The organism is Pseudomonas rhodesiae (genome assembly GCF_013285305.1).
GTDB classification, from domain to species: domain Bacteria; phylum Pseudomonadota; class Gammaproteobacteria; order Pseudomonadales; family Pseudomonadaceae; genus Aquipseudomonas; species Aquipseudomonas rhodesiae.
On the sequence record NZ_CP054205.1, the window covers coordinates 572,512 to 599,162 of the forward strand.

Genomic DNA, 26,651 nt, shown 5'->3' on the forward strand with positions numbered 1-26,651 from the left:
GTTGATGTTCTACGTGCAACGCGATCAAAACAACGCTTTGATCCGTGTCGAGGCGCAGGCCTATGCCGAAGCGACCGAGACGCTACCGGCCGACCATCATGAGATACAGGCGTGGTTTGCCGACGATGTGGTCGACAACAGCCTCAAGCAGCTCAAGCAAAGTGACTTTGAGATGATTCGGGTGCTGGACGACTTGATCCAGGTTCTGATCACCAAGAACGTCATGAGCATCACGGACTTGCCGCCCGCCGCGCAGGCCAAGTTCCTCGAACGTACCCATGCCCGGGCAGCATTGGGCGGGTTGAGCGAGCTGATCAATGACGATGAAACCGGCTTGATCTGAGCCGCCTGCACCTCCTTCACGGCATGACCGTCAAGGAGGCGAGGACGTTCTACTTCCAGGGCGCCGGTTCACCGACCAGTTGGCCTTGCACCCCTTCAATTCCCATCTCGCGAATTACCTGTAGCTCACCCTCGGTTTCCACACGTTCGGCAATCAACGGCAAATCGATGCTGTGGGCGGCGCGCTGGATGGCTTCGATAAAAAAGCGCTTGTGGCTTTCCTGGTCGATGGCACGGATGTAGCTGCCGTCGATTTTCAGGTACGCCAGGCCCAGGTTCGCCAGGTTGCCGATCATGCTGAAACGCCCGCCGAAACGCTGCAGGCCAAGGCTGAAGCCCAGGCTGCGCAAGCGTCGGGTCAGGCGCTCCAGCTGCGACTGCTCTGGCACTTGTTCTTCACCGATTTCCAGGGTCAGGCGCGGCCCCAGGGCGGGGTTTTGAGCCAGGCGCTCGAAGACGCGCTCCAGTGCCTGTGGGTCGTTCAGGGTAGCGGCCGACAGGTTCAACGCCACCGATGGGCTGTGCTGGGTCAAGTGCTTGATCACCAGATCAACCATCAATTGGTCGAGGCGTGCGGTCCAGCCGAAGCGCTCCAGCCACGGTAGGAAGTGGCCCGCCGCGATGGTCTGGCCCTGCGGGTCGAGCAAGCGTGACAGCACTTTGTAATGCAGGACCTGTTGGGTGTCGCTGCTGCTCACCACCGGCTGGAAAAACAACCGGAAGCGCCCTTGGGTCAGGGCCTCGTCGAGCAAGGTGTGCCAGCTGTGGTGATCGTCGCTGACGGTGCCTTGGGTCTGGTGTTCCAGGCACACCCAAGTCTGGCCTGTACCGGCTTCGGCCTGGGCCAGTGCCTGGTCGGCCAGCATTAGCAGGTCTGCCGAGGCATCGCCCGGTTTGTAAGGTGCCAGCCCGATGTAAGCCACGATCGGCATATCGGTGGCTCCCGTTTCGTAGAGGCTTTGCAGGGTGCTTTCCAGGGCCTGGGCCAGCTGCAGCGCTTCATCGCGCACCAGCCCCGGGGCGAGCACCGCGAACTCGCCGCCGCGGCTGCGGGTGATCAGGTTCTGGGTTTCCGGGTACTTGGCGCAGGTGCGCACCAGTTGCTGGCTGACGGCCTGCAGCAGTTGGTCAGTGCGTTGCCCGCCCAGGCGTTGGTTGAGGCCGCTCAGGTCGTTGACCCGCAACATCAGCAGGTAACCCGAACTGGCTTCCTCAAGGTTGCTGACGCGCGATTGCAGCTGCATCTCAAAATAACGACGGTTGGCCAGGCCCGTGAGGCTGTCCTGGTAGGACTCCACCCGCAGCTTCTCGCTGCGCTCGGTCTGTTCATGGAACAGCGCCTTGAGCTTCTCCACCATCTGATTCATCGCCTGCACCACCCGGCGCAGCTCAGGGGTACGGGGCAGATCGGGTAGGCTCAGGAATTCACGGCGGGCGATGGCATGGGACTGCTCGACCATATAATCCAGCGGCTTCAATTGACGCCGCAGCAACAGCGCGCCCAGTACCGCGCTCACGGCGCCGCAGAGCAGCAGCCAGCCCAGGCTGCCCAATGCGCTCTGCCACAGCTTGGCCAGGGCAAACATTGGATGGCTGACCACCTCGACCCGCGCCGCCTGCTGCCAGCCACGGCTGACGATCGCATCGCCGCCGGCCGGCGCCAGGCCGATCATCTTCACGAACCACGCCGGGACGCTGCTGGCGTCCGGCTCGGCGGCGCGCTCTACCAGCACTTGGTTGGTGCTCAGGTCCACCACGCGGATGCTGGCGTAGTAGCCGCTGTCGAAGATCGAACTGACCATCAGCTCGGTCATCGCCGGGTCATCGATGTTCGGCGTCAGCGACAGCGCCAGCGCGGTGGCCGCGTCCTGAGCGTGGGAGCGCAGTTGGTTGACGTACTGGGTACGCGAGCTTTCCAGGCTGACGAAGAAGCTACCGCTGAACGCGACCACCAGGAACACGCAGATAGCGATCAGCAATTGTTTGAACAGTGACATCGTAGCTCCTGTTAATTATCCGAACCGGTCGGAAACCCTTCAGCGGTCATTTTCTTCAACACATCCTGCCAACGCGACAGACGCTTGGTATCGCCGACTTTTTTGTTGCCCGTCGCGCCGGTCAGCCACAGCCCTTCACCGTTGAAGGCGTAAACCGGCAGCAGGTCCGGCCGTTGGCTGGCCGGCAGAATCGGGTCCATCAGGCTGTCCAGTACCAAGGGCATGGCCTCGGGGCTTGAATAGTAGGTCAGCACCATATGTGCACGATTCTGGCGCAGAGCCTTGACGTAGGTTATGCGCAGCTTCTCGGCCGGTACGCCCAAATGACGCAGGCTGAAGTATTTGGCGATGGCGTAGTCTTCGCAGTCGCCGGCGCCTTTCCACAAGGACTGAATGGGCGTCGCCCAATAATCCACCTCGTGCCACAGGTCGATATCTTCTTCGTAATGCAGCTGACGATTGAAGAACAAGTTAACCACTTTGAGTTGTTCGCTCTCGCTGACCTGCTTTTGTGTGGCCAGTAGCTGTTGCCAGGCATCAATGCGCTGTCGACCGGGGCCGAGGGGGCCGTAGAGTGCTTCGGCTTTACGGCTGATCTGGCTGAAATCCCAATCTGCAAGTAAATCGCCCAGCAGTCCACCGCCCAGCACCACCGCGATGGCGAGGCCGTAGAGGAACCGAGGGAATTTAAAGCGTATCGCCACTGCGCTTATCCAAAACGTACAGCCTGGAAGTTGCCGCAATGGTGCGGGGATGGCGGGTAAAAAACAATGGCACGATGAAATCACCGCCTATCAAATGACGGTATTTTTCGTCAGTAAATTGGCAGTTTTCCGCTCGTCTGAAAGGGTGGTGAATTTTTGATCAAAATAATGACACTCCATCGGGGCTGACACAGAATGCAGCCAATAAACACGCCAATAAGAACACGTACGGGAAGCCTTGATGGGCCGACCTTCCACGTCTTCCGATGGCGTTGCGAAGGAGCCCGGCCATGAGCCGCACCGATGATCTATTTGCCCTGTTCGGCAACAGCGTTTCTCGTGACCCGAAGGGCAAAAACGCCCGTTTACACTTTTTCGGCAGCATTCCATTTGATGATGGCACCCGGGTAAACCGTGAGGATGGTTCGCTCGTTCATCCTCATGGGGCTCAGGGCAATCAAGCATCCGCGCGTGCCGCTCCCGCCTCGCTGCGCGCCACCGTGGTGGCTGTGGTTTCGATCAACGGCGGCGTGGGCCGTAGCACGCTGGTCACGGCATTGAGCAGCGGGTTGCAACGCTTGGGCGAGTCGGTGGTGGCCGTGGATCTGGACCCGCAGAATGCGCTGCGCCAGCACTTCGGCGTCGATCATCAGCGGCCCGGCGTGGGGCGCAGCAGTTTGCTCAACGCGCCGTGGGCCGGCGCCTTGCAAACGGGGTTCGCCGGTTCCCAGGTGATCCCATTCGGCGACACCGACAGCCGCCAGAAGGAGGGCCTGCAACGCTGGCTTACGCGCGAGCCCACTTGGTTGGCCGAGCACCTGTCGGTCATGGGGCTGAGCGAAGCTCACACGGTGATCATCGATACCCCCGCGGGTAACAACGTTTATCTGCATCAAGCCCTGAACGTGGCCCATATTGTGTTGGTCATTGCTCAACCTAACGCCGCCTGCCTCGGCACCCAGGACCAGTTGGACGCACTGCTGGCGCCCTACCTTGAGCGTGCGCGCCCGCCCCGTTGCCACTTCGTGATCAATCAAGTAGATGACCAATCGGCGTTTAACCGGGAAATGCTGGAAGCCTTTACGCTGCGTCGCCAGGCTGACGCGTTGGCGGTCGTACATGACGACGCGCTGATCAGCCAAGCCCTGGCGTTTGCCACCGACCCGCTGGATAACGTGGCGTCCAGCCAGGCAGGTGCGGATATCAATGAGCTTTGCCGGCTATTGATTGCGCGTAAGCGAACCGCGTAAAGCGCGGTTTAGAGGCTAATCGTCATAGGCTTATGCACAATCGGATGGATGCGCCATTAAGAAACACTCTTTTTGTGGAGCGGTTCTCATCTGGGCTTAACTGCCTGTTTTACGTGCATTTTATTTTGTGAACAAAAAATGAACAGCTCGGGTTTTGGCCTGCGAGCTAGATGATTAAAGGCTTTGTAAAGAAACCATCAACAGAGTTATCCACAGGCTGCGCTGCGTCAATTTGCCTCTTAATCGCGCTCGGCAAGCACCATCAAGTTGCGCGGCGTCAGTGCGGCGTCGCAGAAGCTGCCCAGTTCAACGCGGTAGCCTTGTTCGGTCAGAAACAGCGCACGATCCAGCACCAGCCATATCTCCAGCGGTCGCCGAAACAGACCACGCACCAGTTCCAGGTTTCTCACCTCGGCCAAGCGAGCCCAGCCATAGGCCTCCAGCGCGGCCCAATCCTGCTCGCCTGTGGATAAACCTTTCAGGTTTGCCAATGCTCGGCAGTAGTCGGCGAACGGTACGCTCAACCACGCAGTGGGCAGTGAAGGGGTGGGCAGGTACTCGTCGCAACCCCGTAGCTGCCGTTGCAGTTGATCGAAGCCCAGACGGCGGGCCATGGATGTGTCCCGCTGCTGGCGTACGCGTCTGCCGGCAGTGACGGTTTCGCTGAGCGGCAGGCCGAGGTCTTCGATCGATAACTGTAGCGTTGAAGCGCGGCCCACCTCGGACAATGGTTGGTACGCCGGTGCGCTGATGCGGTTGTAACAGCAGGGCGCCAGGGCCAGCTGTTTGCAGCCTTGTGCACTGGCCAGTTGCAGCAGGCGCACATGCAGGTCACCACAGGCGTGCAGGGCGACGGGGGTGTGTTCGGCGCTGAGGGTGAGGTCCGCCGTGACGTCTTGCAGGCGATGGGCCGCGGCCAAGCCATGGTGGTCGCTCAGGGCCTGGCCTGCGGCGATCAGTGCCGGGTCGTATTCGAGGCAGGTCAGCTGTTGCCCGGTTTGCAGCAGCCGGCGGCCCAGGTGGCCCTTACCGGCACACCAATCCAGCCAGTGTGTAGGGGCTTGCGCAAACGACAGGGCGGCACCGAAGGCTTCGATTTGCTGCCACTTGCGGCCCGGTACATCGACATTCAAGCGATGGCGCGCGGGCGGCAGGGGCTGCGTCGGCAACTTATCCACAGCACTGAGCTGGCGCGCCTGTGCGGCAAGTTGTGCAAAAGGCGCGGGTGCCGGGAGATCATAGGGGGCGTTGTGGCTGGCTTCGGCGTCATCCAGCGAGCGCTGGCGCAACCAGTGTGCCAGCTCTGGATGTCGTGATTCCCAGGCCAATTGGCGATGAGTGAAGGGCCGTGGTTTCCACAGCCCTTGGTGCTCGATCAGAAAGGCATCCAGTGCCTGGAAGTGCGCCTTAACGTCCCTGGCAGGCATCGACGCGCAGCCAGCGTTCCAGCAGTTTGAAGCCGCGCACCAGGATGTAGGCCATCAACAGGTAGAACAGGCCGGCGGCGAAGAAGATCTCCACCGGCAGGTAGGTTCGGGCAATGATGGTTCGCGCCATGCCGGTCAGTTCCAGCAGGGTCACCGTACTGGCCAGGGCGCTGGCCTTGAGCATCAGGATCACTTCGTTGCTGTACGCCGGCAAGCCGATGCGCGAGGCGCGGGGCAGGACGATATAGAACAGCGTCTTGGGCTTGGACATGCCCAGGGCGCGGGCGGCTTCGATTTCGCCCGGTGGGATGGCCTGGATCGCCCCGCGCAGGATCTCCGCGATATAGGCGGCGGTGTGCAGGGTCATGGTGGCGGTGGCGCACCAGAACGGATCGCGCAGGTATGGCCACATAAAGCTGCTGCGCACCGCGTCGAATTGCGCCAGGCCGTAGTAGACCAGGAACAGCTGCACCAGCAGCGGCGTACCGCGGAAGAAGAAAATATAGGCATAGGGCAGGGCGCTTACGTACCAGCGGCGCGACGAGCGGGCGATGCCCAGCGGGATTGCCAGCAGCAGCCCGGCAATGACCGCAATGGCCACCAGTTCCAGGGTGAGGATGGCGCCCTGGGCCAATTTGGGCAGCCACTTGATGATCACGGCCCAGTTCAGGCCCAGGTCGAAATGCGCCAGCCAGCTGTAGTCGCCGCTCATTGGGTGCTCCTCGCAAAGCCGCGGGCGGCGCGTTTTTCCAGGAAGTGCAGGGTGGTCATCGCCAGGACGGTGAGCCCCAGGTACATGAACGCCGCAACCATAAAGAAGGTGAACGGTTGTTTGGTCACCGTGACGCCGATCTGCGCGTGGCGCATGATTTCTTCCAGGCCGATCACCGACACCAGCGCGGTGTCTTTCATCAGGATCATAAACAGGTTGCCCAGACCCGGCAGGGCGATGCGCCACATCTGCGGCATGATCAGGCGGGTGAAGATCCGAAACTTCGAAAGCCCCAGTGCCACGCCCGCTTCGCGGTGGCCTTTGGGAATGGCGAGGATCGCGCCGCGGAATACTTCCGTGGCGTAGGCGCCGAAGCACAGGCCCAGGGCAATGACCCCGGCGGCAAAGGCGCTGAGAGACAGGTCGGGGTTACCGAAAAACTCACCCAGGGCACGCATCATGTTGACCGTGCCGAAGTAAATCAGCAGTACCCACAGCAGTTCCGGGATACCACGGACCACGGTGGAGTAAGCACCGCCAAGCCATTGCAGCGGCTTGTACGGGGATGTTTTGGCCAGGGCGCCGGCCAGGCCGAGCAGCAGCCCCAGGCACAGGGCCGTGAGGGCCAGTTTGACGGTCATCAGCGCGCCGGCGGCGAGCGCGGGGCCGAATCCGTAAAGGTCGAAATTCATGGTTTAGTCGTTTCGCAAGGTAAAGCTCAGGACCGACGCGCTCGGGGGAGCGCGCCGGGCAGGCGTTCAGGTCATTCGATGCTGAACGGGAAGTACTTGTCGTTGATTTTCTTGTAGGTGCCGTCAGCCTTGATCTCTGCCAGGGCTTTGTTCAGGCGCTCGCGCAGTGGGTCGCCTTTGCGTACGGCGATACCGATCTTGTCGCTCTCGACAACCGGGTCACCCTTGAACTCGAAGGCCGAACCGTCTTTGCTCTTGAGCCATTCGTACTGCACGTACTTGTCGGCGAGGATCCCGTCGAGGCGGTTGGACGTCAGGTCAAGGTAGGCGTTTTCCTGGGTGTCGTAGAGCTTGGCTTCGGTATCTGGCAGCTTGTCTTCCAGGTAGGTACCGGCCAACGTCGCGCGTTGTGCGCCGATGACCTTACCCTTCAGGTAGCCGGCGTCGGTCTTGAAGTCTGTGGTGGTCTTGGGCGCGATGAACTGCAGCTTGTTGGAGTAGTACGGATCGGTGAAGTCGACGGCCTGCTTGCGTTCGTCGGTGATCGACAGCGAGGACACCAGGAAGTCGAATTTCTTGGCGTTCAGGGCCGGGATGATGCCGTCCCAGTCGGACGTCACCACTTCGCACTCGACTTTCATCTTGGCGCACAGCGCGTCGCCGATGTCTTTGTCGAAGCCGACCACTTGGCCACTGGCGTCTTTATTGTTGAACGGCGGGTAGGCCGCTTCGATCCCCATTTTCAATTTTTCGGCGGCAACGGCCGAGGCGCTGAACGCCATCGTGACGGCGGCGGCCAAAAGGAACTTTTTATAGTTCTGCATGCATGTTGCTCCGTTAGCGGTTGCTGGACATGAATTGTTTGCAGCGCGCCGAAAGCGGGTTTTCAAATACCTGCTGTGGCGATCCTTGCTCCTCGATCAGGCCTTGGTGAAGGAACACCACCTCACTGGACACCTGACGGGCAAAGCCCATTTCGTGGGTGACCAGCAGCATGGTGCGACCTTCTTCGGCCAGCGCGCGGATCACACTAAGTACTTCCTGAACCATTTCCGGGTCAAGGGCGGAAGTGGGCTCGTCGAACAGGATGACTTTGGGCTGCATCGCCAGGGTGCGGGCGATGGCGGCGCGTTGTTGCTGGCCGCCGGACAATTGTGCCGGGTAGGCGTGGCGCTTATCGGCGATGCCGACCTTGGCCAGCAGCGCTTCGGCCACTTCGATGGCTTCGGCCTTGCTCTGGCCGAGCACACGGCGGGGCGCCTCGATGATGTTGTCGAGGATGCTCATGTGCGGCCACAGATTAAAGTTTTGAAACACAAAACCGATTTCGCTGCGCAGGCGGTTGATCTGCTTGCCGTCGGCGGCCATCAGCTCGCCGTTCTTCGCGGCTTTGAGTTTGAGTTCTTCACCCGCCACCAGGATCTGGCCCTGATGAGGGTTCTCCAGCAGGTTGATGCAGCGCAGGAAAGTCGACTTGCCGGAACCGGAGGAACCCAGGATCGAGATCACATCGCCGTCGCGAGCGGTCAGCGAGATACCTTTGAGTACCTCCAGCTCACCATAACGTTTATGCAAGTTGCGGATTTCAAGCGCGGGCGTGGCCTCGGCCATGGGGGGTCCTCATTGTGTTCTGCGTGCCTGCTGTTGGGCCGCCTTCCTGGCGAGGCGCCAAGCTAGCATAGCGTCCGGATGGCAGCCAACAGCGCGGCGGGCGGTAAGCGGGCGGCATGCGGCAGGGTGTCGCATCGGCACAGCGACGTGTCGCGCCGTCAACAACCGAACAAGCGTTTGAACCCGGAAAGCCGCAGGCTTCGCGTCAAAAAGGGCGCGATGGTGCCAGCTTTGGCCAGGTGTTGGAAGGGTTAAACGGGCAAACGGTCGCTATCGGCGCTTTTATGGGGCGTTACTTATTTTGTGTGTGTGTTTTTGGTGCGCGTATTGGCCTGAATAGTGAGTCGCACGGTAACGCTATAGCGGAATGCCATTGTTCTCAATGACTTGCGTGCGCTGTGGAAAAGTCCTACAGCCCGCGTCAATCGCGGCTCTGTAACATTTTGGCGCAAATCTTGCGTAAAAAATAAAGAACGCCCTGTTGGTTTCTTTTCACGAGGAGGATCCCAGGTCGGGCGGACCGTTTTCGCAATTCCTCGCAAAGGTGTGTCAATGAGTAGTACGCAAAGCTCCAATGACCTCGAACAGGGGCTCAAACCGCGTCACGTCACCATGCTGTCGATTGCCGGTGTTATCGGCGCCGGTCTGTTTGTCGGCTCCGGCCACGCGATCGCTGCTGCCGGCCCTGCGGTGCTGCTGGCTTATGCCGCTGCGGGTACGTTGGTGGTGCTGGTGATGCGCATGCTGGCCGAAATGGCGGTGGCTTCACCGGATACCGGTTCGTTCTCCACTTACGCCGACCGTGCGATTGGCCACTGGGCCGGCTTTACCATCGGCTGGCTGTACTGGTGGTTCTGGGTGCTGGTGATTCCATTGGAAGCCAACGCTGCCGCCACTATCCTGCATGCCTGGTTCCCCGATGTGGCGATCTGGGTGTTCACGCTGGTGATCACACTGCTGCTGACCGCCACCAACCTGTTCAGTGTGAAGAACTACGGCGAGTTCGAGTTCTGGTTCGCGCTGATCAAAGTTGTGGCCATCGTTGGGTTTGTGATCCTCGGCCTGGCGGCGATTTTCGGTTTCCTGCCGACCAGTCAGGTCAGCGGCGTTTCGCACCTGTTCGACACCCAAGGCTTTATGCCGAACGGCATGGGCGCAGTGTTGGCTGCGATCCTGACCACCATGTTCTCGTTTATGGGCACCGAAATCGTCACCATCGCCGCGGCCGAGTCGAAGAACCCAGGCCAGCAGATCACCAAGGCCACCAATTCGGTGATCTGGCGTATCGGCTTGTTCTACCTGTTGTCGATTTTCATCGTCGTCTCCCTGGTGCCATGGAATGATCCGACCCTGGCGGCGGTAGGTTCCTACCAGACCGTGCTGGAACGCATGGGCATTCCGAATGCCAAGCTGATCGTCGACCTGGTGGTCCTGGTGGCCGTGACCAGCTGCTTGAACTCGGCGCTGTACACCGCGTCGCGCATGCTGTTTTCCCTCGGGCGTCGCGGCGATGCCCCGGCTGTGTCCAAGCGCACCAACAAAAGCGGCACGCCTTACTGGGCGGTGATGCTGTCCACTGGCGCAGCGTTCCTGGCGGTGTTCGCCAACTACGTGGCCCCGGCGGCAGTGTTCGAATTCCTGCTGGCCAGCTCCGGTGCAATCGCACTGCTGGTGTATCTGGTGATCGCGGTGTCGCAACTGCGCATGCGTCAGAAACGCACAGCGGCGGGCGAGAAGATTGTCTTCAAGATGTGGCTGTTCCCCGGCCTGACCTACGCGGTGATGGTGTTCATCGTGGGTACGTTGACCATCATGCTGTTCCAGGAAGCGCATCGCGTGGAGATCATCGCGACGGGCATCCTGAGCCTGCTGGTAGTGGCGGCGGGGTTGATGGTGTCGAGCCGGCGCAAGGCTCAGAGAGTAGGGGCGGCGGTGCTTAACTGACCGCCATTCCAATGTTGGGAGGGGACAGGCCCCTCCCATTTTTTGTCAGTCTTGCGAGTTGGTAAGGGCTTGGGAGGCGGCAACGTAGTCCGCTTGAAACTGCGGCGATTCGATCCACGCCAATGCGGCGGCTTCATCGTCGCTGTCCGTGGCCCACTGCCGATATTCGATCAGTGCCGCCAGGATAAAGTCGGTAGCCTCTTCTTCGCCTTCCTGCTCAAGTACCAGCGCGAGCAGCGGGTGGGCCAGGAATGCGGCGCACAGCGCTTGCTGACTGATCTCGCCGGCAACGCGCATCTCCACGAACAGCTCTGTTAAATCCACCGACTCCAAATCGATACGGCTGTCATCGCCGGCGAACGCATCCGGCTTAGTCGCGACCGCGCGCTGGGTGCGGTTCTGCTTGGCCTTGGCCTTGGCCCGATGGGCACGTTTTTGCTGCTTGTTCGGCGAGGCCATGGGCTCACGTCCTTGGGGTCAGGATCTGGGTTGGGTATTGAAGCGCAGGTTGGCGCAAATCCCAAGGGTATCCGCCATTAATTGGCTGACATGTTCTCGCCGTTCCAGCCGCTCGCCTGGTAATCACGCCAGTAGATGCTTAGGCTTGCGCTTTTGCGTTCCACCAGGGCGTTTCCATGACCCACGACACCCTCGAACATCACCAGATCCCTATCTACTTCGTCACCGTCCTCCTGGCTATCGGCTTCGGCCTGCTTGCGCCTTCGTGGGGGCACGGCCTGGCTGTGTGGATCACACCGGCCATCGCGGTGCTGATGTACGCGATGTTCCTGCAAATTCCGTTTCTGGACCTGCGCGAAGGTTTGAGCCACAAGCGCTTTATGGCGGCCTTACTGCTGGCTAATTTCATCCTGGTGCCCTTGCTGGTGTGGGGGCTGACCCTTGGCTTGGCGGAGCGTCCGGCGCTGCTGGTGGGGGCTTTGCTGGTGTTGCTGACGCCGTGCATCGATTACGTGGTGGTGTTTACCCATATCGGTAAGGGCGATTCACGCTTGATGCTCGCGGCGACGCCGGTGCTGCTTTTGCTGCAGTTGCTGTTGTTGCCGCTGTACTTGGGGCTGATGCTAGGGGCGCAATCCGGCGTAGTTATTGATGCGCAGCCGTTTGTGCAGGCATTTGTGCTGCTGATTGTGGTGCCGATGGTGGCGGCGGTGGCGACCACGTTTGTGGCGCGCAGGTCGGCAGTCGTCGGCGCTTGGAACGCGGCTTGGGCCTGGCTGCCGGTGCCGGCGATGGCGCTGGTACTGTTTGTGGTGATCGGTTCGCAGATCACGTCGGTGGTGCGCGATTTCAGCCTGTTGCTGCCGGTCATTCCGGCCTATGTAGGTTTCCTGTTGCTGGCGCCGCTGACGGGCGCCTTGGCCGCGCGGCTGTTCGCGTTGCCGAGTGCGCCCGCGCGGGCGGTGACGTTCAGCGCGTCGACGCGCAATTCGCTGGTGGTGCTGCCGCTGGCGTTGGCATTGCCCGAGGAGGTACGTGGGCTGGCCGCGACGGCGGTCATCCTGCAAACCCTGGTGGAGCTGGTCGGCGAGTTGATCTACGTGCGCCTGGTGCCCGCACTGGTATGGCGTGGTGGGCGCTGAAGGGTGAAATATTGAGGGTTGTTCAGGCGCTATTCAGCAGGGCGACCGGCACCATAGGTCGGCGCTTTCTACCTGACAGGTCAAACGATGGACCACCGCAACCGCTTTCGCCTGGAGTCCCTGGGCATTTTTCTGTTCGCCCTGATGCTGTTTACGCTGGGCATCTGGGACCAGCAGCCGCAGGGATTTGACGGGCGCTGGGCGCTGTTCCTGCAAGAAATGTATCGCCACGGCGCCAGTCTTTTTCCTACGACGTACGGCCAGCCTTACGCGGACTATCCTGGCACCGCGACCTTCTTCAGTTACCTGTTTGCCCGTCTGTTCGGCGCGCCCAATCATCTGGCCAACGTGCTGCCCACTGCGCTGGCTTCCGCCGGTATCGTAGCGCTGATGTATCGCTTGCTGGCCCCTACGAGTCGTCAGTGGGGGCTGCTCAGTGTGCTGCTGACATTGCTTACCACTCAATTGCTCGAAAAGTCCCGTTCGGTATGTCTGGATCAGATGGTGGCGTTGCTGTGTGTAGGTAGTTTCTATCTGCTGCACACGGGAGAGCGCTTGGGTTCACGATTCAGGCAACTGGCGGTCTTCCCGCTATTCGTGCTGGGCTTTGCGATACGCGGGCCGCTGGGGTTGATCGAGGTCTGCGGTGTGGTGTGCGTGTATTGGGCGTTGGGCAAGCCGGGCGAGCGGGTCAGGCAGGTGCTCGTCCATGGGGTCATCGGGTTGATACTGCTGGCGGCGTGCTGGTGGCTGCTGATGGAGCTCGCACGTTTGAGTGGGGGCGATGGGTTTGCCGCCGAGGTATTCAGAATGCAGGTGGGCGGGCGCCTGGATGAAAGCGGCGAGCCGTTCTATTTCTACTTCCAGTTGAGTTTGTACCGCTACTTCCCCGTGGTGCCCCTGGCGCTGGCAACGTTGTTTGCGTTGCGTCATCGCTGGTCTGCGCGCTGGGCGAATGATGATATGCAGCTCGTGGTGCGATTAGGCGCCTGCGGTTTGATGATCCTGCTCGGGTTGTCGGTGCCGCACTTCAAGCGGGCGTATTACATCCTGCCGATGGTACCGATGTTCGCCGCTGTCGCCGCCTACGGGCTACTCCAGGCGCAAGGCTGGCTGATCGGCGTGCGCCGCTGCTATGAGGTGCTTGTCGCGGCGCTGCCGACCTTGTGTGTGGTTGTGGTGTTTGTGTGTCGACACGCATGGAAGAAGCACGGCTACTGGCCAGACGTCTCATTGCCGTTGCTGATCGGCGCGCTGCTGGTGCTGCAAGTGGCCGCGCTGATCAGTTGGCGTCGGCCGCTGCGCCTGGTGTGGCTCAGTCTGATTGCGTTGCTGGGGCAATGGTTACTGCTGGTGAGCGTGGTGGAGCCGGCTAAAGATCTGCAATTCGATACACGCCATTTTGTCGGCCAGGTCGAGGCGTTGCGTGCCGCGCGTCCGGGGCCGTTGGTGTTCGTCAATCTAGGGCGGGACACCTGGGCGGTGCGCTACATGATGAACCTGGATCACGATGAACAGCCGCTGTTCGTCGGTCGTGATCAAGTACAGCGCCTGGCCACGTTACCGCGTCCAGCCTGGGTGATCGTCGCGCGCAAGGAAACCGCGCTGTTGAAGCAAACACCGTTGGAGCATCTGGCTCCGGCGTTCAATGGGCGGTTGAATGACAATCCGCTGATGGTGTTTTTGCTGGAGTGAGGTGAGTTTTTTGTCTCGCGGGAAAGCCTCGAAGGAGTGGGGCTAATGGAACGGTTCGTTGCTTCGAACAGGCCTGGGGGCGTCAAATCCCAGGCAATAAAAAACCCGCACTAGGCGGGTTTCTTATGTGTTTCAGATGATATTTGCACCACCTGAAACTAATGAGTGGTGCCCAGAGACGGAATCGAACCGCCGACACGGGGATTTTCAATCCCCTGCTCTACCGACTGAGCTATCTGGGCAACGGGGCGCATTAAACGGGTTTTTCAGGGGGTCGTCAAGCAAGTTTTCAAAAAATATTTAATTATTACCGTCGCTTACGTTCCGACCCCGGTTTTTGATCAGTTATTGAGCAGGTGGTACGTAGCCTTCGGCCTTGGCGTAATCCTCGCCGGAAAAGAACTTATCCATTTCGCCTTGCAGGTATTTGCGGTCTTCGGCGTTCATCATGTTCAGGCGTTTTTCGTTGATCAGCAGGGTCTGGTGCTTCTGCCAATCGGCCCAGGCCTTGGCGGAGACGTTTTCGTAGATGTCCTGGCCCTTGGCGCCCGGATACGGAGGGCGTTCCAGGGCGGGCAATTGTTCTTTGTACTTGCGGCACATTACGGTGCGGGTCATGACGACTCTCCTGCGTTCAATACATCGGCCGCGCGTTTGAGCAGTTTTTTCACCGGGGCGGCGAGGCCCAGGCGCGGCGGGGTGGCGAGGTTATACCAGAGCCAGTCGGCCTCGGCCACGTGATGGGCGGATTCCTGCACTTGGACCAGCCAGGGTTCGATGGCCAGTTGGAAGTGGCTGAAGGTGTGGATCAGCCCCGGCAGTTCCTGTTGCGTGCCCAGCTCAAGGGCATGCTGGTGGGCGAGGTGTTCCAGGTCTTGCAACTCGTCCAGTTCCGGCAGGCTCCACAGGCCGCCCCACAGACCGGTGGACGGGCGGCGGTAAAGCAGAATCGCGCCCTCGGCATTGGCCAGCATCGGCATCAACGTACGCTTTTGCGGAATGCTCTTGCGTGGCTTCGGAATCGGGTAGCGCGTCTCCAGGCCAAGCATGTGCGCCTCGCAGCTTTTTTCCAGCGGGCACAACAGGCAGCTGGGTTTGCTGCGGGTGCAGAGGGTGGCGCCCATGTCCATCATGGCCTGGGTGTAGGCGTTGACCCGGTCATGGGGCGTGAAGCGTTCGGCGGTGGCCCACAGCTGCTTGGCCACCTTGGGTTCGCCTGGGTAGCCCTCTTGCGCGGTAAACCTTGCCAGCACGCGCTTGACGTTGCCGTCGAGGATCGGTGCACGCAGGCCCATGCTCAGGCTGGCGATCGCGCCGGCGGTGGACAGGCCGATGCCGGGTAGCTCGGTGAGTTTTTCCACGTTCCGCGGAAACTCGCCGCCGTACTCGGCGACCACGATTTTCGCGGTTTTTTGCAGGTTGCGTGCGCGGGTGTAGTAACCCAGGCCGGTCCACAGGTGCAGCACCTCGTCTTCCGGCGCGGCGGCCAGGGCTTCGACCGTCGGCAGGGACGCCATGAACCGGTCGAAGTAATTGAGCACGGTGCTCACCTGGGTCTGCTGCAACATGATCTCCGAGACCCACACCCGGTAGGGCGTGATGCCCTGTTGCCAGGGCAGGTCATGGCGACCGTGGCGGTCGTACCAATCCAGCACCGCCGTTGAAAACTGCTCGTCTCTCATCGTTTGAACAGGCCTTTGAGCGCGTCTTTGAGTTGCGGGTTGACCTTATCGAGTTTCTCTTCGAGCTTCTCGTTGAGACGGTTGCCGGCGGCCTTGATAGCGACCTGACCGAGGCCGTCCTTGTCCAGGCGACACGCCTTGGCGCCCAACTCCAGCGGGCCACGGCAGCGCAGCGGTACTTCGATGCCCTGGAAGTTGGCACCCACTTCGCAGGCCGGGTCCGGCACTTCGCGCTGGTCGCCTTCGACAATGATGCCCACGCGGTAATCCATACCCAGCACCCGCAGGTCAACATCGCCGTTGCCATTGACCGTCAGGCCCGGGATGCGCACTTTCAGGTCCGGATTGTTGGCCACGCCATTACGGAAGGTCAGGTTGCCTTTGAGTTCCTGGAAAGGCGTGTCCTTGCCGCGTTGTTCGCCGCTCAAGGTCTTGCGATTGAGCAAGGCGATGCCGGTGCACAGTTGCTGTTCAAGGTTGGCGTTGAGCAGCACACCGTTGTTGATCACAAAGCTGGCGGTACCGTTGAGGCTGTCGATCAGGGCTTTCTGGCTGTTGCCGCGACCGGTGAGGTTGCTGTCGAGCGTCACCTGGCCTTTGACCGGCGGCGTTTGCCCCTGGGCTTGCAGGATGCGTTCGACAGGCACTTGCTTGATGCGGCTTTGCAGCGCCAGTACCGGAATGTCCTGGCGTACATCCAGATTGCCGTTGGCCTGGAAGGAGCCGTTATAGAGCCCGCCACTCAAGGTTTCGAGCTTGAGCTGGCCATCGATGCCGGATGCTTTGAGCACTGCATTCTGGATCGGCAGCTTGCTCAGGGTCAGTTGGCCGAAGGCGAGGTCGGCATTGACGTCGAGGGTGCGCAGGCGCGTCAGCGGCAGCAGTTTGTCGGTGCTCCAGGCGCCTTTGGTCGGAGCCTCCGGCAGTGGTGTGGTGCCGCCGGCGGCCATCGCGCCGGCTTCGCTGTTCTGGACTTCGGCCTGGCGTGCGGCGCTGGCGCCTTTGGCGGATTCGGATTTGGCCGGCAGGTAATTGTCGGCGTTGAAGGTGTCGCCTTTGAGTTGGACACGCAGCGACTGCTTGGCGAAGTCGTCCACGGCGACGCGACCGGTGAAGGTGCTGCCGTCGAGTTTCAGGTTCAGGTCTTCCAAGGCCAGGCTGGTGGGCGTGCCCTTGAGGCGGCTGACCAGTTCGACTTTGCTCAGGCTGCCTTCGGCCATCGGCGGCAGCGGGTTGCCCACGCTGTCGAGGAACTTGGCCAGGTCAAACTGAGCGATCGACAACGCGCCGCTGAGCTGTGGAGTCTTATCCAGGTCGTTGACTTTCAATTCACCCAGCGCGCGCAGCTGGTTGGCCGACAGTTTCAAATTGGTCCATTCGGCGATGTTGGCTGCTTGATCCACCAGCAGTTGGCCTTGGGTGGAGAAGGTCACGGTCTTGCCTTGCAGCGGTTCGCCGGTGGCTTCGCCGCTGATACGCATGTCTTCGAACTGGTAGCGCTTGAGGGCGCGCTGGATGCGCAGGTTGCCCGTCAGTTCGGTCTTGAGGCGCATCACTGGCTGGTTGCTGCCGAAGAATGCGGTGAGCTTGACCGGGATGCTGGCGCCTTCATGAATGGCACCGGCGCTCAACTGGATGCTTTCGGCGCTGAACTGCTTGCCGGTCTGCTCGTCGTTGTATTCGACCCGGGCGTTGTTGATGGTCAGGCTGTCGATGTCCAGGCGGATGGGTTGGGCCGGTTTTTCCGGTTTGACCTCAGCAGTTGGCTGCGCTGGCGTGGGCGCACTGGCGGTAGCCTCGGCGGGGTCGGGGACGTTCTTGCCGATGTCTTCCCAGTTGCCGTGGCCTTGCTTGTTGCGGTTCAGGCGCAGGTTTAAGCCTTCGACGCGTACATCGCTCATCTGTACTTCGCGGCGCAGCAGCGGCAGCACGCGCACCGACAGGCCAAGCATCTGCAGGTCGGCGAACGGTTGGGTCGGGTTGGTCAGGGTCGCCACGCTGGCTTCGTGCAGTTCCAGGCCAAGCCAGGGGAACAGGCTCCAGCCGATGTCGCCATTGAGCGTCAGCTCGATGTGGGCCTTGTCGCGGGCAATCTGGCGAATCTCTTCTTTGTAGTCGTTGGGATCGAAGAGGTGGGTCAGGGCAAAGCCGAGAGCCACAATGATCAGCAACAGCCCGAGAAGTACCAGACCCAGGATTTTGCCGAACGCTTTCATGGGCGAGTCCTTGTATGTCGATTTCAAAAATTAGCCGAAGAGTATAACGCCCGACGGCCTGCGTCAGTTCATCGATCGTTACATTGTATCCATGGCTGCAAGAACAGGTTTTTGACGTCAAACAAACCGAAATTCCTTAAAAAGGTGATGGCATTTTGGTTTTTCTCGCGCTTTTAGATGCTAATCTCTGCGCGTTCGTCTGCCTTCTGCGACGTATCGTCGCGCCAAAATGGAGTTTCACTCAATAAAACGGCCACGCTTTGCGTGCAAGGCCGATGGGGGAAGCGCGCCTGACGGACGCATACCAATAACTGGGGGAAACACTAATGAGCACTCGCACTGCGGCCGCTTCTACAGCCGCACAGCCCGCGTTCCTGTCCAAGGAGCGCATTATCGCCAAGCCCGGGTTCAACCGCTGGCTGGTTCCGCCGGCCGCCCTGGCCATTCACCTGTGCATCGGCATGGCCTACGGTTTCTCGGTGTTCTGGTTGCCGCTGTCCAAGGCGCTGGGTATCACCGCACCGGTTGCCTGCGCGCCGGACATGAGCTTCATCGCCCAAGTCTTCTCGTCCCAATGCGACTGGCCTATCTCGATGCTGGGCTGGATCTACACCCTGTTCTTTATCTTCCTGGGCTGCTCGGCAGCGATCTGGGGCGGCTGGCTTGAGCACGCCGGACCGCGCAAGGCTGGTGTGGTATCGGCGCTGTGCTGGTGCGGCGGCCTGCTGATCTCGGCGTTGGGGATTTATACCCACCAGATCTGGTTGATGTGGATCGGTTCCGGCGTCATCGGCGGTATCGGCCTGGGCCTGGGGTATATTTCGCCCGTCTCGACCTTGATTAAGTGGTTCCCGGACAAGCGCGGCATGGCCACCGGCATGGCGATCATGGGCTTCGGCGGCGGCGCGATGGTCGGTGCGCCGCTGGCTGCGGCACTGATGGGCCATTTCGCTTCGCCCACCAGCGTGGGCGTTTGGCAAAGCTTCCTGGTGATGGCTGCGATCTATTTCGTGTTCATGATCGGTGGCGCGCTGTCCTACCGCGTTCCGCCGACCGGTTGGAAGCCTGAGGGCTGGACCGCGCCGGCGAAAAAAGCCAGCAACGCGATGATCACCCACCGTCACGTACACGTGAACGTGGCGTGGAAGACCCCGCAATTTCGTCTGGTGTGGCTGGTGCTGTGCCTGAACGTTTCGGCAGGTATCGGCATCCTCGGCATGGCATCGCCGCTGCTGCAGGAAGTGTTCGGCGGCAAGCTGCTGGGCGTGGATGTGCCCTTCGGTCAGCTGGATGCCGGGCAACTGGCGTCCATCGCGGCCATCGCTGCGGGCTTCACCGGTCTGTTGAGCCTGTTCAACATTGGTGGCCGGTTCTTCTGGGCGTCGTTTTCCGACTACCTGGGCCGTAAAAACACCTACTTCGTGTTCTTCGCTCTGGGTTTCGCCCTGTACGCGCTGATCCCGAACCTGGGGCATCTGGGCAACGTATCGCTGTTCGTGGCGGCGTTCTGCATCATCCTATCGATGTACGGCGGTGGTTTTGCCACCGTGCCGGCATATCTGGCCGACTTGTTCGGCACCCAAATGGTCGGCGCGATCCACGGTCGTCTGCTGACCGCCTGGGCGGCGGCCGGTGTGCTCGGCCCGGTGCTGGTGAACTACCTGCGTGAATATCAACTGAGCATCGGCGTCGAGCGCGCCGCGGCCTATGACATCACCTTGTACATTCTCGCCGGCCTGCTGGTTCTGGGCTTTATCTGCAACCTGCTGGTGCGTCCGGTGGCCGACAAGTACTTCATGACCGACGCCGAACTGGCCGCCGAACAGGCGCTGGGCCATGACAAAGGTGCTGATGCCAGCACTTCCCTGGAGTGGAAGGCGTCTGCCGGTAGCAAGCCATTGGCTATCGCTGCGTGGCTGGTGGTAGGTATTCCGCTGGCGTGGGGTGTGTGGGTGACCCTGCAGAAGACCGCAGTACTGTTCCACTGACACCTTTATGAGGGGGCTCGGTTCCTGTGGGAGCCGGGCTCGCCCGCGATGGCATCACTGCGGTCAGTTGAATGACCCCAGGTAGTTGCATCGCAGGCAGCCAGCTCCCACATTCCCATCAGAAGATATTCCTTCAGCGCCCCATTCTGGGGCGCCCGCTTGTCTGCACATGTCTAACACAGACACTCCATCAGTCTTATCCCCTTCGATGTTTCTGTTTAGCGCCCGCGCCCCTATAATGGCTGCCTTTTTCGCCCAATGATTTTGCGGAGCTGGTGATGGCCGAACGTATGGCGTCCGTCGAGCGCGACACTCTGGAAACCCAGATCAAAGCCTCGATCAACCTGGATGGCACCGGAAAGGCCCGATTTGATATCGGTGTACCTTTTCTTGAGCACATGCTGGACCAGATCGCCCGTCACGGGCTGATCGACCTGGATATCGTCTGCAAGGGCGACCTGCACATCGACGACCACCACACCGTGGAAGACGTCGGCATCACCCTCGGCCAGGCGTTTGCCAAGGCCATCGGCGATAAGAAAGGTATCCGTCGCTACGGCCATGCCTATGTGCCGCTGGACGAAGCGCTGTCGCGCGTGGTCATCGACTTCTCCGGCCGCCCGGGCCTGCAGATGCACGTGCCCTACACCCGCGCCACCGTAGGTGGCTTCGACGTCGACCTGTTCCAGGAATTCTTCCAGGGTTTCGTCAACCACGCCCTGGTCAGCCTGCACATCGACAACCTGCGCGGCACCAACACCCACCACCAGATCGAAACCGTGTTCAAGGCCTTCGGCCGCGCGCTGCGCATGGCCGTGGAGCTGGACGAGCGCATGGCTGGGCAAATGCCATCGACCAAGGGCGTTCTGTAATGCAGACGGTCGCGGTTATCGATTACGGCATGGGTAACCTGCACTCGGTGGCCAAGGCCCTCGAACATGTAGGGGCCGGCAAGGTGCTGATCACCAGCGATGCCAAAGTTATTCGCGAGGCCGACCGGGTGGTGTTCCCCGGCGTCGGTGCGATTCGCGATTGCATGGCCGAGATCCGTCGCCTGGGCTTTGACAGCCTGGTGCGCGAAGTCAGCCAGGACCGGCCGTTCCTCGGCATCTGTGTGGGCATGCAAGCCTTGCTCGAACGCAGCGAAGAGAACGACGGCGTCGACTGCATCGGTCTGTTTCCTGGCCAGGTGAAGTTCTTCGGCAAAGACCTGCATGAAGACGGTGCCCATCTCAAGGTCCCGCACATGGGCTGGAACCAAGTCAGCCAGACCGTGGACCATCCGCTGTGGCACGACATCCCCGACATGGCGCGCTTTTACTTCGTGCATAGCTACTACATTGCCGCCGGTAACCCGCGTCAGGTAGTGGGTGGCGGGCACTACGGCGTCGACTTCGCCGCGGCGCTGGCCGAAGGCTCGCGTTTTGCCGTGCAGTTCCACCCGGAGAAAAGCCATACCCATGGCCTGCAATTGCTGCAGAACTTCGCCGCCTGGGATGGACGCTGGTAAATGGCCAGGAAGCCGAAGCCGCCGATCTTGACCCTCACTCCCGAGCAGGAGAGTGAGGCTACCGTCAAGATCAAGCGCTTCATGGAGGATCGCTTCGAGCTCAAGTTGGGCTCGTTCGAGGTCGCCGAGATCCTTGAGTTGTTCACTAACGAAGTGGCACCGCACTATTACAACAGGGCGATTTTCGATACGCAGACGCTCCTTAAAGAAAGGTTCGAAAGCATCGAAAGCGACCTGTGGTCGCTTGAAAAGAGCAGCTGAAAGCTTCAAGCCCAGGCTGCAAGAATTGATACGCGTGCTTGCTTGCAGCTTATAGCTTGCAGCTTGCAGCTCTTTGACGAAGGAAAAGCATGCTAATTATCCCCGCTATCGATCTCAAGGACGGCGCCTGCGTACGTCTGCGTCAAGGCCGTATGGAAGACTCCACCGTGTTCTCCGATGACCCGGTCAGCATGGCTGCCAAATGGGTGGAAGGGGGCTGCCGTCGTCTGCATCTGGTGGACCTGAATGGCGCCTTCGAGGGCCAGCCGGTCAATGGTGAAGTGGTTACCGCGATCGCCAAGCGCTACCCGAACCTGCCGATCCAGATTGGCGGCGGCATCCGCTCCCTGGAAACCATCGAGCATTACGTCAAAGCCGGCGTGAGCTACGTGATCATCGGCACCAAGGCCGTGAAAGACCCGGCCTTCGTTGCCGAAGCCTGCCGCGCGTTTCCCGGCAAAGTGATCGTGGGCCTGGATGCCAAGGACGGTTTCGTCGCCACCGACGGCTGGGCGGAAATCAGCACCGTGCAGGTGATCGACCTGGCCAAGCAGTTTGAAGCCGACGGCGTATCCGCCATCGTCTACACCGACATCGCCAAAGACGGCATGATGCAGGGCTGCAACGTGCCGTTCACCGCCGCATTGGCTGCGGCCACGCGCATCCCGGTGATCGCTTCGGGCGGCATTCACAACCTGGGCGATATCAAGTCGCTGCTGGACGCCAAGGCCCCCGGCATCATCGGCGCGATTACCGGCCGTGCGATCTATGAGGGCACGCTGGACGTGGCTGAAGCTCAAGCTTTTTGTGATGGCTACGCGGCCAGCTCCAAGTCGTAAGCTGCAAGCTGCAAGTAAAAGCAGATCTGCTTCTACTTGCAGCTTATAGCTCAAAGCTTGCAACTCTTATCGGAGATAAGCCCATGGCTTTAGCCAAGCGCATCATCCCTTGCCTGGACGTCGACAACGGTCGCGTGGTCAAGGGCGTCAAGTTCGAGAACATCCGTGACGCCGGCGACCCGGTGGAAATCGCCCGTCGCTACGATGAGCAAGGTGCCGACGAGATTACTTTTCTCGATATCACCGCCAGCGTCGACGGCCGCGACACCACCCTGCACACCGTCGAACGCATGGCCAGCCAGGTGTTTATCCCGCTGACCGTGGGCGGCGGCGTGCGCACCGTGCAAGACATCCGCAACCTGCTCAATGCCGGCGCGGACAAGGTGTCGATCAATACCGCGGCGGTGTTCAACCCGGAATTCGTCGGCGAAGCCGCGCAGCACTTCGGCTCGCAATGCATCGTGGTGGCCATCGACGCCAAGAAAGTTTCCGGCCCGGGCGAAACCCCGCGCTGGGAGATCTTCACCCACGGCGGCCGCAAGCCCACCGGGCTGGACGCGGTGGAGTGGGCGATGAAAATGGAAGGCCTGGGCGCCGGTGAAATCCTGTTGACCAGCATGGATCAGGACGGCATGAAAAACGGCTTCGACCTGGGCGTGACCCGTGCCATCAGCGATGCGCTGGGTATTCCGGTGATCGCCTCCGGCGGCGTTGGCAACCTGCAGCACCTGGCCGATGGCGTCATCGAAGGCCACGCCAGCGCGGTGCTGGCGGCGAGTATTTTCCACTTCGGCGAATACACCGTCCCTGAGGCCAAGGCCTACATGGCGGCACGCGGTATCGTCGTTCGCTAAACGTTGCTGGACACCATGGCAGGCGCGCGGCACTCTCTGCGCTTGCCATGGATTTCGGTAACCTTCATGTTCAAACACCTGCTGCTCACCCTCGCCAGTACTTGCGCCCTGTTGGTCGGTCCGGCCTACGCCGAAGAGGCGCCTGGCACCTCCCTGGTGCTGCTCACGGAGAATTTCCCGCCTTACAACATGGCGAAAAACGGCAAGAACTTCGCCAAGGACGAGAACATCGAAGGTATCGCCGTGGACATCGTGCGCGAGACCTTCAAACGCGCGGGCATTTCCTACAACCTCACCCTGCGTTTTCCTTGGGAGCGGATCTATAAACTCGCCCTGGAAAATCCTGGTTACGGTGTGTTCGTGATGGCGCGTCTGCCGGACCGCGAAGCGCTGTTCAAATGGGTCGGCCCCATCGGCCCGGATGACTGGGTGCTGCTGGCAAAGGCAGACAGCAAGATTCAGCTGGACGAACTGGGGCAGGCTCGGCGCTACAAGATCGGTGCCTACAAAGGCGATGCCATTGCCGAGACCCTGGAGAAGCAAGGTCTCAACCCCGTAGTGGTGCTACGGGATCAAGACAATGCGCAAAAACTGCTGGAGGGCCAGATCGACCTGTGGGCCACCGGTGATCCGGCCGGGCGCTACCTGGCGCGTCAGGTGGGGGTGACAGGGCTCAAGACAGTGCTGCGTTTTAACAGTGCCCAGCTGTACCTGGCCTTGAATAAAAACGTGCCCGATGACGTCGTCGCCAAGCTGCAAGCTGCACTGGATCAGTTGCGCAAAGACGGCGTGGTCAGCGAGATCATGGGGCGTTACCTCTAGCTACACCTGCCTGCGGTGTTGGCCTTTGTTGTTCCACTTGGAGATTGCCTTACCCGTTTTGTGGTTGGGTGATTAGCGTGGCTTGAGCAGGTCCACGCGCAGGGTCGACGGCTGATCCGCCTGGTCAAACGCATAGGTGCAGATCTTGTACGGCGTGCTCCAGGCATTGATGAGCTGAGCGTACTTTTCCTGAGAACCATCGGAAGCGTCATTGGGGGCGTAGAACAGATCGATGATGTCATCGTCTTCAGCCGGAACGGGTTCAGGGATGTTGTGGTAATCAACAGGCCGCAGACAATCGGTGGTGGCGGCCGGACCATATTTGTAGGTGTAGCGACTCATAAAGGGAGGGGCCAGGTTCCAGATAACCGTGTAGGCCGCCGAACCTTGTTTATCCAAGCTAATTGTCAGGTTGGGTGTGCGTGCCGGTCCAGGTTCGGCTAGTTCTACCGCCAGGGTCAGGGCGTTTCTCATCATGCCATGGGTGGTCCGCTGATCGGCGGAACTCACACCGACGATACACAACATGTGCATGCCGGTTTGCGGTCCGATGGGATCCTTCACAAAGGCGTCTGCCGCGCTGATGGGCGCGCTGTAGGACACCGGATTTTCGCAATCAATCGCGCGGCGAGTGGTTTTGTATCGATAGAACGGTGTGTTGACGGTGAACGCCAGGTTCCACCGCGGCACGATGTTCTGCTGTCGGCTGCCGGTTCTTTTCAGGAAGTATTGCTGGATAGGCTCAGGGTTCCTGAACGTAATGGACGTGGTCGGGTATAGCTCGCAGTGTTCGTCGTCGGCCTTGAGCATGCCATCGACGAAACACGCACTCAGAAAGGTCACCGGGCTGCCGTAGTTGGTATCCGGGTGCCAGAGGGGCATGCCATTCTGGATTTCACAGGGGGCGTCGCGTTGGCATTTGCGCTCCTCGGGCTGGCCGGCGGTGCTGGTGCTGAGGACGCCGAACAGGGTATTGGTGGCGCGGTCGAGCAAGGGCCCGCCGAAACCGCCGAGGCCGATGTTCTTGCATTGGTTCTTCATGGTGACGCGCCATACGAACGGTTGCTCCACCAATTCCTGTGAGACCTGTTGACTGCAAGCGGATAGATGCAAGGTGTCCCATTCCGGCGCAGCCAAGGCGAGAATGTCATCCCCCGTAGCCGGGACTTGGCTGGCCAGCTTCAGCGGGGTGATGCCGGCTTTAATTAAATCGGCCAGTGACGCCTGCAACTCAATGATCGCCAAGTCCACACCTTGGCTGCTGCCCCATTTCAAGGTTTTGAGGGGGAAGGTCTTGATGGTTTCGAGGGTGTCGTCAAAGTAATTGAAGCTGATACTGCCCTTGATCGGCAGATCCCGCTGCACGGCGCCGTTGAGGCGATGCAGGCAGTGGCTGCTGGTCAGCACATAGGCCGGCCCGGATATGCCTTCGGCGCTGCGAGTGTCCAGTAGGCTGGCGGTGCAGAGGGTTTGGTTTTCGTTTCTGATGCGACCCACGCCGCTCCAATGATCGTGCTGATGCTGTGCATTGCTCAGCAAGCGGGCTGAGTGGTGGTTGACCAAGCCTTCGCCGAAATCCTTGGGTGCGGCATACAGCAAGCCGCTGAGGCTACCGAGCAGCAGCCCCGAAATAACCACGCTGATGGTGTTCATGAAATGCCCTTGAAGAGTGAACGGAGGGTTCACTATTCAGGACCGGGAAGCGCGACGAGCTGTAGTTATCTAGGGGCCGGCCGGTAAGTGCCGTCTCGACCGTGGCCTGCCATCGCACGGTTGCTACGCACGCTGATCATCGACTTGATATCGATCCACTCGACGCCCTGAGCCTTGAGCTTGGGCAGCTCACGTTCCAGCACCGCCAGTGTCTGTGGATAAGGGTGGCCGATCATCACCGCTGAGCCCTGTTTGTGAGCGAGCTTGATCGCGGTTTGCAACTGCGTGGTGATGGCCGCTTCGGTGCGTTCGTCGTCGAGAAACACATCCCGCGAGACACTGGCCAGGCCGATTTTCTGTGCTTCGGCGGCGGCCACGGTTTGTGCGCTGGTGCGACTGTCGACGAAGAACTTGTGGCGCCGTTGCAATTCACCCATCAACCAGGCCATGGCCTGCGGTTGGGCGGTCATGCGGCTGCCCATGTGGTTATTGATGCCAGCGGTAAACGGCACAGCGTCGAACGCAGCCTCCAAGCGTTTGCCGAGTTCTTCGATCGGTAGCTCCGGGTGCCAGGCGAACGGGCCCGTGGCCGGGTCCATGGGCATGTGCAGGATCACGATCTTGCCGGCCTTGTGCGCTTCGCGGGCAAATTCGGCGGCGTGGGGCGTGTCGGGCATGATCGCGGTGGTTACCGGGCCGGGTAGGGCCAGCACGCGACGATCCCTGGGCAGGTTTTGCCCGAGGTCGTCGATGATGAGGGTCAGGTAGGCTTTGTGTGTCTCGCTGGCAGGCGTCGCATGGGCGACGCCTGCCAGGCTGCACAGCACGGCGATGATCAGGGCAAAACGCAT

The 26,651-nt window shown here is 60.6% G+C and carries 25 protein-coding genes and 1 tRNA gene; 12 read left to right on the top strand and 14 right to left on the bottom strand.

Annotated features, from left to right (window positions below):
• The first annotated feature begins 4 nt into the window (after nucleotides 1–4).
• Complete coding sequence (locus HRH33_RS02455; protein WP_167416715.1) at nucleotides 5–343, top strand: tryptophan synthase subunit beta; 339 nt, start codon at nucleotides 5–7, stop codon at nucleotides 341–343.
• A gap of 49 nt (nucleotides 344–392) precedes the next feature.
• Here HRH33_RS02455 and lapD read toward each other — a convergent pair whose 3' ends face one another.
• Nucleotides 393–2,339 (bottom strand): cyclic di-GMP receptor LapD, encoded by a 1,947-nt coding sequence (gene lapD / locus HRH33_RS02460; protein ID WP_167416716.1) that lies wholly within the window; start codon nucleotides 2,337–2,339, stop codon nucleotides 393–395.
• Between the two features lie 11 nt (nucleotides 2,340–2,350).
• Entirely contained in the window at nucleotides 2,351–3,043 is a 693-nt protein-coding gene (gene lapG, locus HRH33_RS02465; protein WP_034095420.1) for a cysteine protease LapG, read from the bottom strand.
• A gap of 290 nt (nucleotides 3,044–3,333) precedes the next feature.
• Here lapG and bcsQ point away from each other — a divergent pair, with 290 nt between their 5' ends.
• The gene (bcsQ, locus tag HRH33_RS02470; RefSeq protein WP_167416717.1) at nucleotides 3,334–4,293 is read left to right on the top strand and encodes a cellulose biosynthesis protein BcsQ; all 960 of its coding nucleotides are present in this window, start codon (nucleotides 3,334–3,336) and stop codon (nucleotides 4,291–4,293) included.
• A 239-nt stretch (nucleotides 4,294–4,532) separates the two neighbouring features.
• On the opposite strand, the gene HRH33_RS02475 is transcribed toward bcsQ, so the two are convergent.
• The 5 genes from HRH33_RS02475 to HRH33_RS02495 form a co-directional block, all read right to left on the bottom strand.
• Nucleotides 4,533–5,720, bottom strand: coding sequence for a methyltransferase (locus HRH33_RS02475; protein ID WP_167416718.1), 1,188 nt, complete (start codon nucleotides 5,718–5,720; stop codon nucleotides 4,533–4,535).
• Entirely contained in the window at nucleotides 5,701–6,390 is a 690-nt protein-coding gene (locus HRH33_RS02480; protein WP_034095706.1) for an ABC transporter permease, read from the bottom strand. Before HRH33_RS02480 ends, HRH33_RS02475 begins: the two co-directional genes overlap by 20 nt.
• Nucleotides 6,391–6,428: 38 nt before the next feature.
• Nucleotides 6,429–7,124: an ABC transporter permease gene (locus tag HRH33_RS02485; protein WP_034136521.1), complete on the bottom strand. Its 696-nt coding sequence runs from the start codon at nucleotides 7,122–7,124 to the stop codon at nucleotides 6,429–6,431.
• Between the two features lie 71 nt (nucleotides 7,125–7,195).
• Nucleotides 7,196–7,948 carry an ABC transporter substrate-binding protein gene (locus tag HRH33_RS02490; RefSeq protein ID WP_167416719.1) on the bottom strand — a complete coding sequence of 251 codons (753 nt, stop codon included), beginning with the start codon at nucleotides 7,946–7,948 and terminating at the stop codon, nucleotides 7,196–7,198.
• 13 nt (nucleotides 7,949–7,961) lie between these two features.
• Entirely contained in the window at nucleotides 7,962–8,735 is a 774-nt protein-coding gene (locus HRH33_RS02495) for an ABC transporter ATP-binding protein (protein WP_034095425.1), read from the bottom strand.
• Between the two features lie 552 nt (nucleotides 8,736–9,287).
• Here HRH33_RS02495 and gabP point away from each other — a divergent pair.
• The gene (gabP, locus tag HRH33_RS02500; RefSeq protein WP_034136523.1) at nucleotides 9,288–10,679 is read left to right on the top strand and encodes a GABA permease; all 1,392 of its coding nucleotides are present in this window, start codon (nucleotides 9,288–9,290) and stop codon (nucleotides 10,677–10,679) included.
• A gap of 45 nt (nucleotides 10,680–10,724) precedes the next feature.
• Here gabP and HRH33_RS02505 read toward each other — a convergent pair whose 3' ends face one another.
• The gene (locus HRH33_RS02505; RefSeq protein ID WP_034111372.1) at nucleotides 10,725–11,138 is read right to left on the bottom strand and encodes a hypothetical protein; all 414 of its coding nucleotides are present in this window, start codon (nucleotides 11,136–11,138) and stop codon (nucleotides 10,725–10,727) included.
• A gap of 176 nt (nucleotides 11,139–11,314) precedes the next feature.
• On the opposite strand from HRH33_RS02505, the gene HRH33_RS02510 reads away from it, so the two are divergent.
• Nucleotides 11,315–12,280, top strand: coding sequence for an arsenic resistance protein (locus HRH33_RS02510; RefSeq protein WP_167416720.1), 966 nt, complete (start codon nucleotides 11,315–11,317; stop codon nucleotides 12,278–12,280).
• Nucleotides 12,281–12,367: 87 nt separating this feature from the next.
• A complete protein-coding gene (locus HRH33_RS02515) occupies nucleotides 12,368–13,975 on the top strand; it encodes an ArnT family glycosyltransferase (protein WP_167416721.1) in 1,608 nt (535 codons plus the stop codon).
• A 166-nt stretch (nucleotides 13,976–14,141) separates the two neighbouring features.
• On the opposite strand, the gene HRH33_RS02520 is transcribed toward HRH33_RS02515, so the two are convergent.
• The 4 genes from HRH33_RS02520 to HRH33_RS02535 all read right to left on the bottom strand — a co-directional run bounded on the left by HRH33_RS02520 (nucleotide 14,142) and on the right by HRH33_RS02535 (nucleotide 17,873).
• Nucleotides 14,142–14,217, bottom strand: a tRNA-Phe gene (locus HRH33_RS02520).
• A gap of 103 nt (nucleotides 14,218–14,320) precedes the next feature.
• Nucleotides 14,321–14,593 carry an oxidative damage protection protein gene (locus HRH33_RS02525; protein WP_034095430.1) on the bottom strand — a complete coding sequence of 91 codons (273 nt, stop codon included), beginning with the start codon at nucleotides 14,591–14,593 and terminating at the stop codon, nucleotides 14,321–14,323.
• On the bottom strand, nucleotides 14,590–15,657 hold the full coding sequence (gene mutY, locus HRH33_RS02530) for an A/G-specific adenine glycosylase (protein ID WP_094065195.1): 1,068 nt from the start codon (nucleotides 15,655–15,657) through the stop codon (nucleotides 14,590–14,592). Before mutY ends, HRH33_RS02525 begins: the two co-directional genes overlap by 4 nt.
• Nucleotides 15,654–17,873: an AsmA family protein gene (locus HRH33_RS02535; RefSeq protein ID WP_167416722.1), complete on the bottom strand. Its 2,220-nt coding sequence runs from the start codon at nucleotides 17,871–17,873 to the stop codon at nucleotides 15,654–15,656. The genes mutY and HRH33_RS02535 overlap by 4 nt, the downstream gene beginning before the upstream one ends.
• A gap of 326 nt (nucleotides 17,874–18,199) precedes the next feature.
• Between HRH33_RS02535 and HRH33_RS02540 the strand changes: the two genes are divergently transcribed.
• The 7 genes from HRH33_RS02540 to HRH33_RS02570 all read left to right on the top strand — a co-directional run bounded on the left by HRH33_RS02540 (nucleotide 18,200) and on the right by HRH33_RS02570 (nucleotide 24,147).
• Nucleotides 18,200–19,861, top strand: a complete 1,662-nt coding sequence (locus tag HRH33_RS02540; protein WP_034095433.1) for an OFA family MFS transporter — start codon at nucleotides 18,200–18,202, stop codon at nucleotides 19,859–19,861.
• Nucleotides 19,862–20,139: 278 nt separating this feature from the next.
• On the top strand, nucleotides 20,140–20,733 hold the full coding sequence (gene hisB / locus HRH33_RS02545; RefSeq protein ID WP_034095434.1) for an imidazoleglycerol-phosphate dehydratase HisB: 594 nt from the start codon (nucleotides 20,140–20,142) through the stop codon (nucleotides 20,731–20,733).
• Entirely contained in the window at nucleotides 20,733–21,371 is a 639-nt protein-coding gene (hisH, locus tag HRH33_RS02550; RefSeq protein WP_034095435.1) for an imidazole glycerol phosphate synthase subunit HisH, read from the top strand. The genes hisB and hisH overlap by 1 nt, the downstream gene beginning before the upstream one ends.
• On the top strand, nucleotides 21,372–21,632 hold the full coding sequence (locus HRH33_RS02555; RefSeq protein WP_034136530.1) for a DUF2164 domain-containing protein: 261 nt from the start codon (nucleotides 21,372–21,374) through the stop codon (nucleotides 21,630–21,632). It abuts the gene before it with no gap.
• A gap of 89 nt (nucleotides 21,633–21,721) precedes the next feature.
• Nucleotides 21,722–22,471: a 1-(5-phosphoribosyl)-5-[(5-phosphoribosylamino)methylideneamino]imidazole-4-carboxamide isomerase gene (hisA, locus tag HRH33_RS02560; RefSeq protein WP_020299544.1), complete on the top strand. Its 750-nt coding sequence runs from the start codon at nucleotides 21,722–21,724 to the stop codon at nucleotides 22,469–22,471.
• 83 nt (nucleotides 22,472–22,554) lie between these two features.
• Entirely contained in the window at nucleotides 22,555–23,325 is a 771-nt protein-coding gene (gene hisF / locus HRH33_RS02565) for an imidazole glycerol phosphate synthase subunit HisF (RefSeq protein ID WP_003171107.1), read from the top strand.
• A gap of 66 nt (nucleotides 23,326–23,391) precedes the next feature.
• Nucleotides 23,392–24,147 carry a substrate-binding periplasmic protein gene (locus HRH33_RS02570; RefSeq protein WP_167416723.1) on the top strand — a complete coding sequence of 252 codons (756 nt, stop codon included), beginning with the start codon at nucleotides 23,392–23,394 and terminating at the stop codon, nucleotides 24,145–24,147.
• 72 nt (nucleotides 24,148–24,219) lie between these two features.
• Here HRH33_RS02570 and HRH33_RS02575 read toward each other — a convergent pair whose 3' ends face one another.
• A complete protein-coding gene (locus tag HRH33_RS02575; RefSeq protein ID WP_167416724.1) occupies nucleotides 24,220–25,800 on the bottom strand; it encodes a trypsin-like peptidase domain-containing protein in 1,581 nt (526 codons plus the stop codon).
• 65 nt (nucleotides 25,801–25,865) lie between these two features.
• On the bottom strand, nucleotides 25,866–26,651 hold the full coding sequence (locus HRH33_RS02580) for a divergent polysaccharide deacetylase family protein (RefSeq protein ID WP_034136534.1): 786 nt from the start codon (nucleotides 26,649–26,651) through the stop codon (nucleotides 25,866–25,868).

What these genes read in the sequence shown, in the direction of transcription:
- HRH33_RS02455 (WP_167416715.1), top strand. Translation starts at nt 5, where the DNA reads ATGTTCTACGTGCAACGCGATCAAAACAACGCTTTGATCCGTGTCGAG.
- lapD (WP_167416716.1), bottom strand. Translation starts at nt 2,339, where the DNA reads ATGTCACTGTTCAAACAATTGCTGATCGCTATCTGCGTGTTCCTGGTG.
- bcsQ (WP_167416717.1), top strand. Translation starts at nt 3,334, where the DNA reads ATGAGCCGCACCGATGATCTATTTGCCCTGTTCGGCAACAGCGTTTCT.
- HRH33_RS02475 (WP_167416718.1), bottom strand. Translation starts at nt 5,720, where the DNA reads ATGCCTGCCAGGGACGTTAAGGCGCACTTCCAGGCACTGGATGCCTTT.
- HRH33_RS02485 (WP_034136521.1), bottom strand. Translation starts at nt 7,124, where the DNA reads ATGAATTTCGACCTTTACGGATTCGGCCCCGCGCTCGCCGCCGGCGCG.
- HRH33_RS02490 (WP_167416719.1), bottom strand. Translation starts at nt 7,948, where the DNA reads ATGCAGAACTATAAAAAGTTCCTTTTGGCCGCCGCCGTCACGATGGCG.
- HRH33_RS02495 (WP_034095425.1), bottom strand. Translation starts at nt 8,735, where the DNA reads ATGGCCGAGGCCACGCCCGCGCTTGAAATCCGCAACTTGCATAAACGT.
- gabP (WP_034136523.1), top strand. Translation starts at nt 9,288, where the DNA reads ATGAGTAGTACGCAAAGCTCCAATGACCTCGAACAGGGGCTCAAACCG.
- HRH33_RS02505 (WP_034111372.1), bottom strand. Translation starts at nt 11,138, where the DNA reads ATGGCCTCGCCGAACAAGCAGCAAAAACGTGCCCATCGGGCCAAGGCC.
- HRH33_RS02510 (WP_167416720.1), top strand. Translation starts at nt 11,315, where the DNA reads ATGACCCACGACACCCTCGAACATCACCAGATCCCTATCTACTTCGTC.
- HRH33_RS02515 (WP_167416721.1), top strand. Translation starts at nt 12,368, where the DNA reads ATGGACCACCGCAACCGCTTTCGCCTGGAGTCCCTGGGCATTTTTCTG.
- HRH33_RS02525 (WP_034095430.1), bottom strand. Translation starts at nt 14,593, where the DNA reads ATGACCCGCACCGTAATGTGCCGCAAGTACAAAGAACAATTGCCCGCC.
- mutY (WP_094065195.1), bottom strand. Translation starts at nt 15,657, where the DNA reads ATGAGAGACGAGCAGTTTTCAACGGCGGTGCTGGATTGGTACGACCGC.
- HRH33_RS02535 (WP_167416722.1), bottom strand. Translation starts at nt 17,873, where the DNA reads ATGAAAGCGTTCGGCAAAATCCTGGGTCTGGTACTTCTCGGGCTGTTG.
- HRH33_RS02540 (WP_034095433.1), top strand. Translation starts at nt 18,200, where the DNA reads ATGAGCACTCGCACTGCGGCCGCTTCTACAGCCGCACAGCCCGCGTTC.
- hisB (WP_034095434.1), top strand. Translation starts at nt 20,140, where the DNA reads ATGGCCGAACGTATGGCGTCCGTCGAGCGCGACACTCTGGAAACCCAG.
- hisH (WP_034095435.1), top strand. Translation starts at nt 20,733, where the DNA reads ATGCAGACGGTCGCGGTTATCGATTACGGCATGGGTAACCTGCACTCG.
- HRH33_RS02555 (WP_034136530.1), top strand. Translation starts at nt 21,372, where the DNA reads ATGGCCAGGAAGCCGAAGCCGCCGATCTTGACCCTCACTCCCGAGCAG.
- hisA (WP_020299544.1), top strand. Translation starts at nt 21,722, where the DNA reads ATGCTAATTATCCCCGCTATCGATCTCAAGGACGGCGCCTGCGTACGT.
- hisF (WP_003171107.1), top strand. Translation starts at nt 22,555, where the DNA reads ATGGCTTTAGCCAAGCGCATCATCCCTTGCCTGGACGTCGACAACGGT.
- HRH33_RS02570 (WP_167416723.1), top strand. Translation starts at nt 23,392, where the DNA reads ATGTTCAAACACCTGCTGCTCACCCTCGCCAGTACTTGCGCCCTGTTG.
- HRH33_RS02575 (WP_167416724.1), bottom strand. Translation starts at nt 25,800, where the DNA reads ATGAACACCATCAGCGTGGTTATTTCGGGGCTGCTGCTCGGTAGCCTC.
- HRH33_RS02580 (WP_034136534.1), bottom strand. Translation starts at nt 26,651, where the DNA reads ATGCGTTTTGCCCTGATCATCGCCGTGCTGTGCAGCCTGGCAGGCGTC.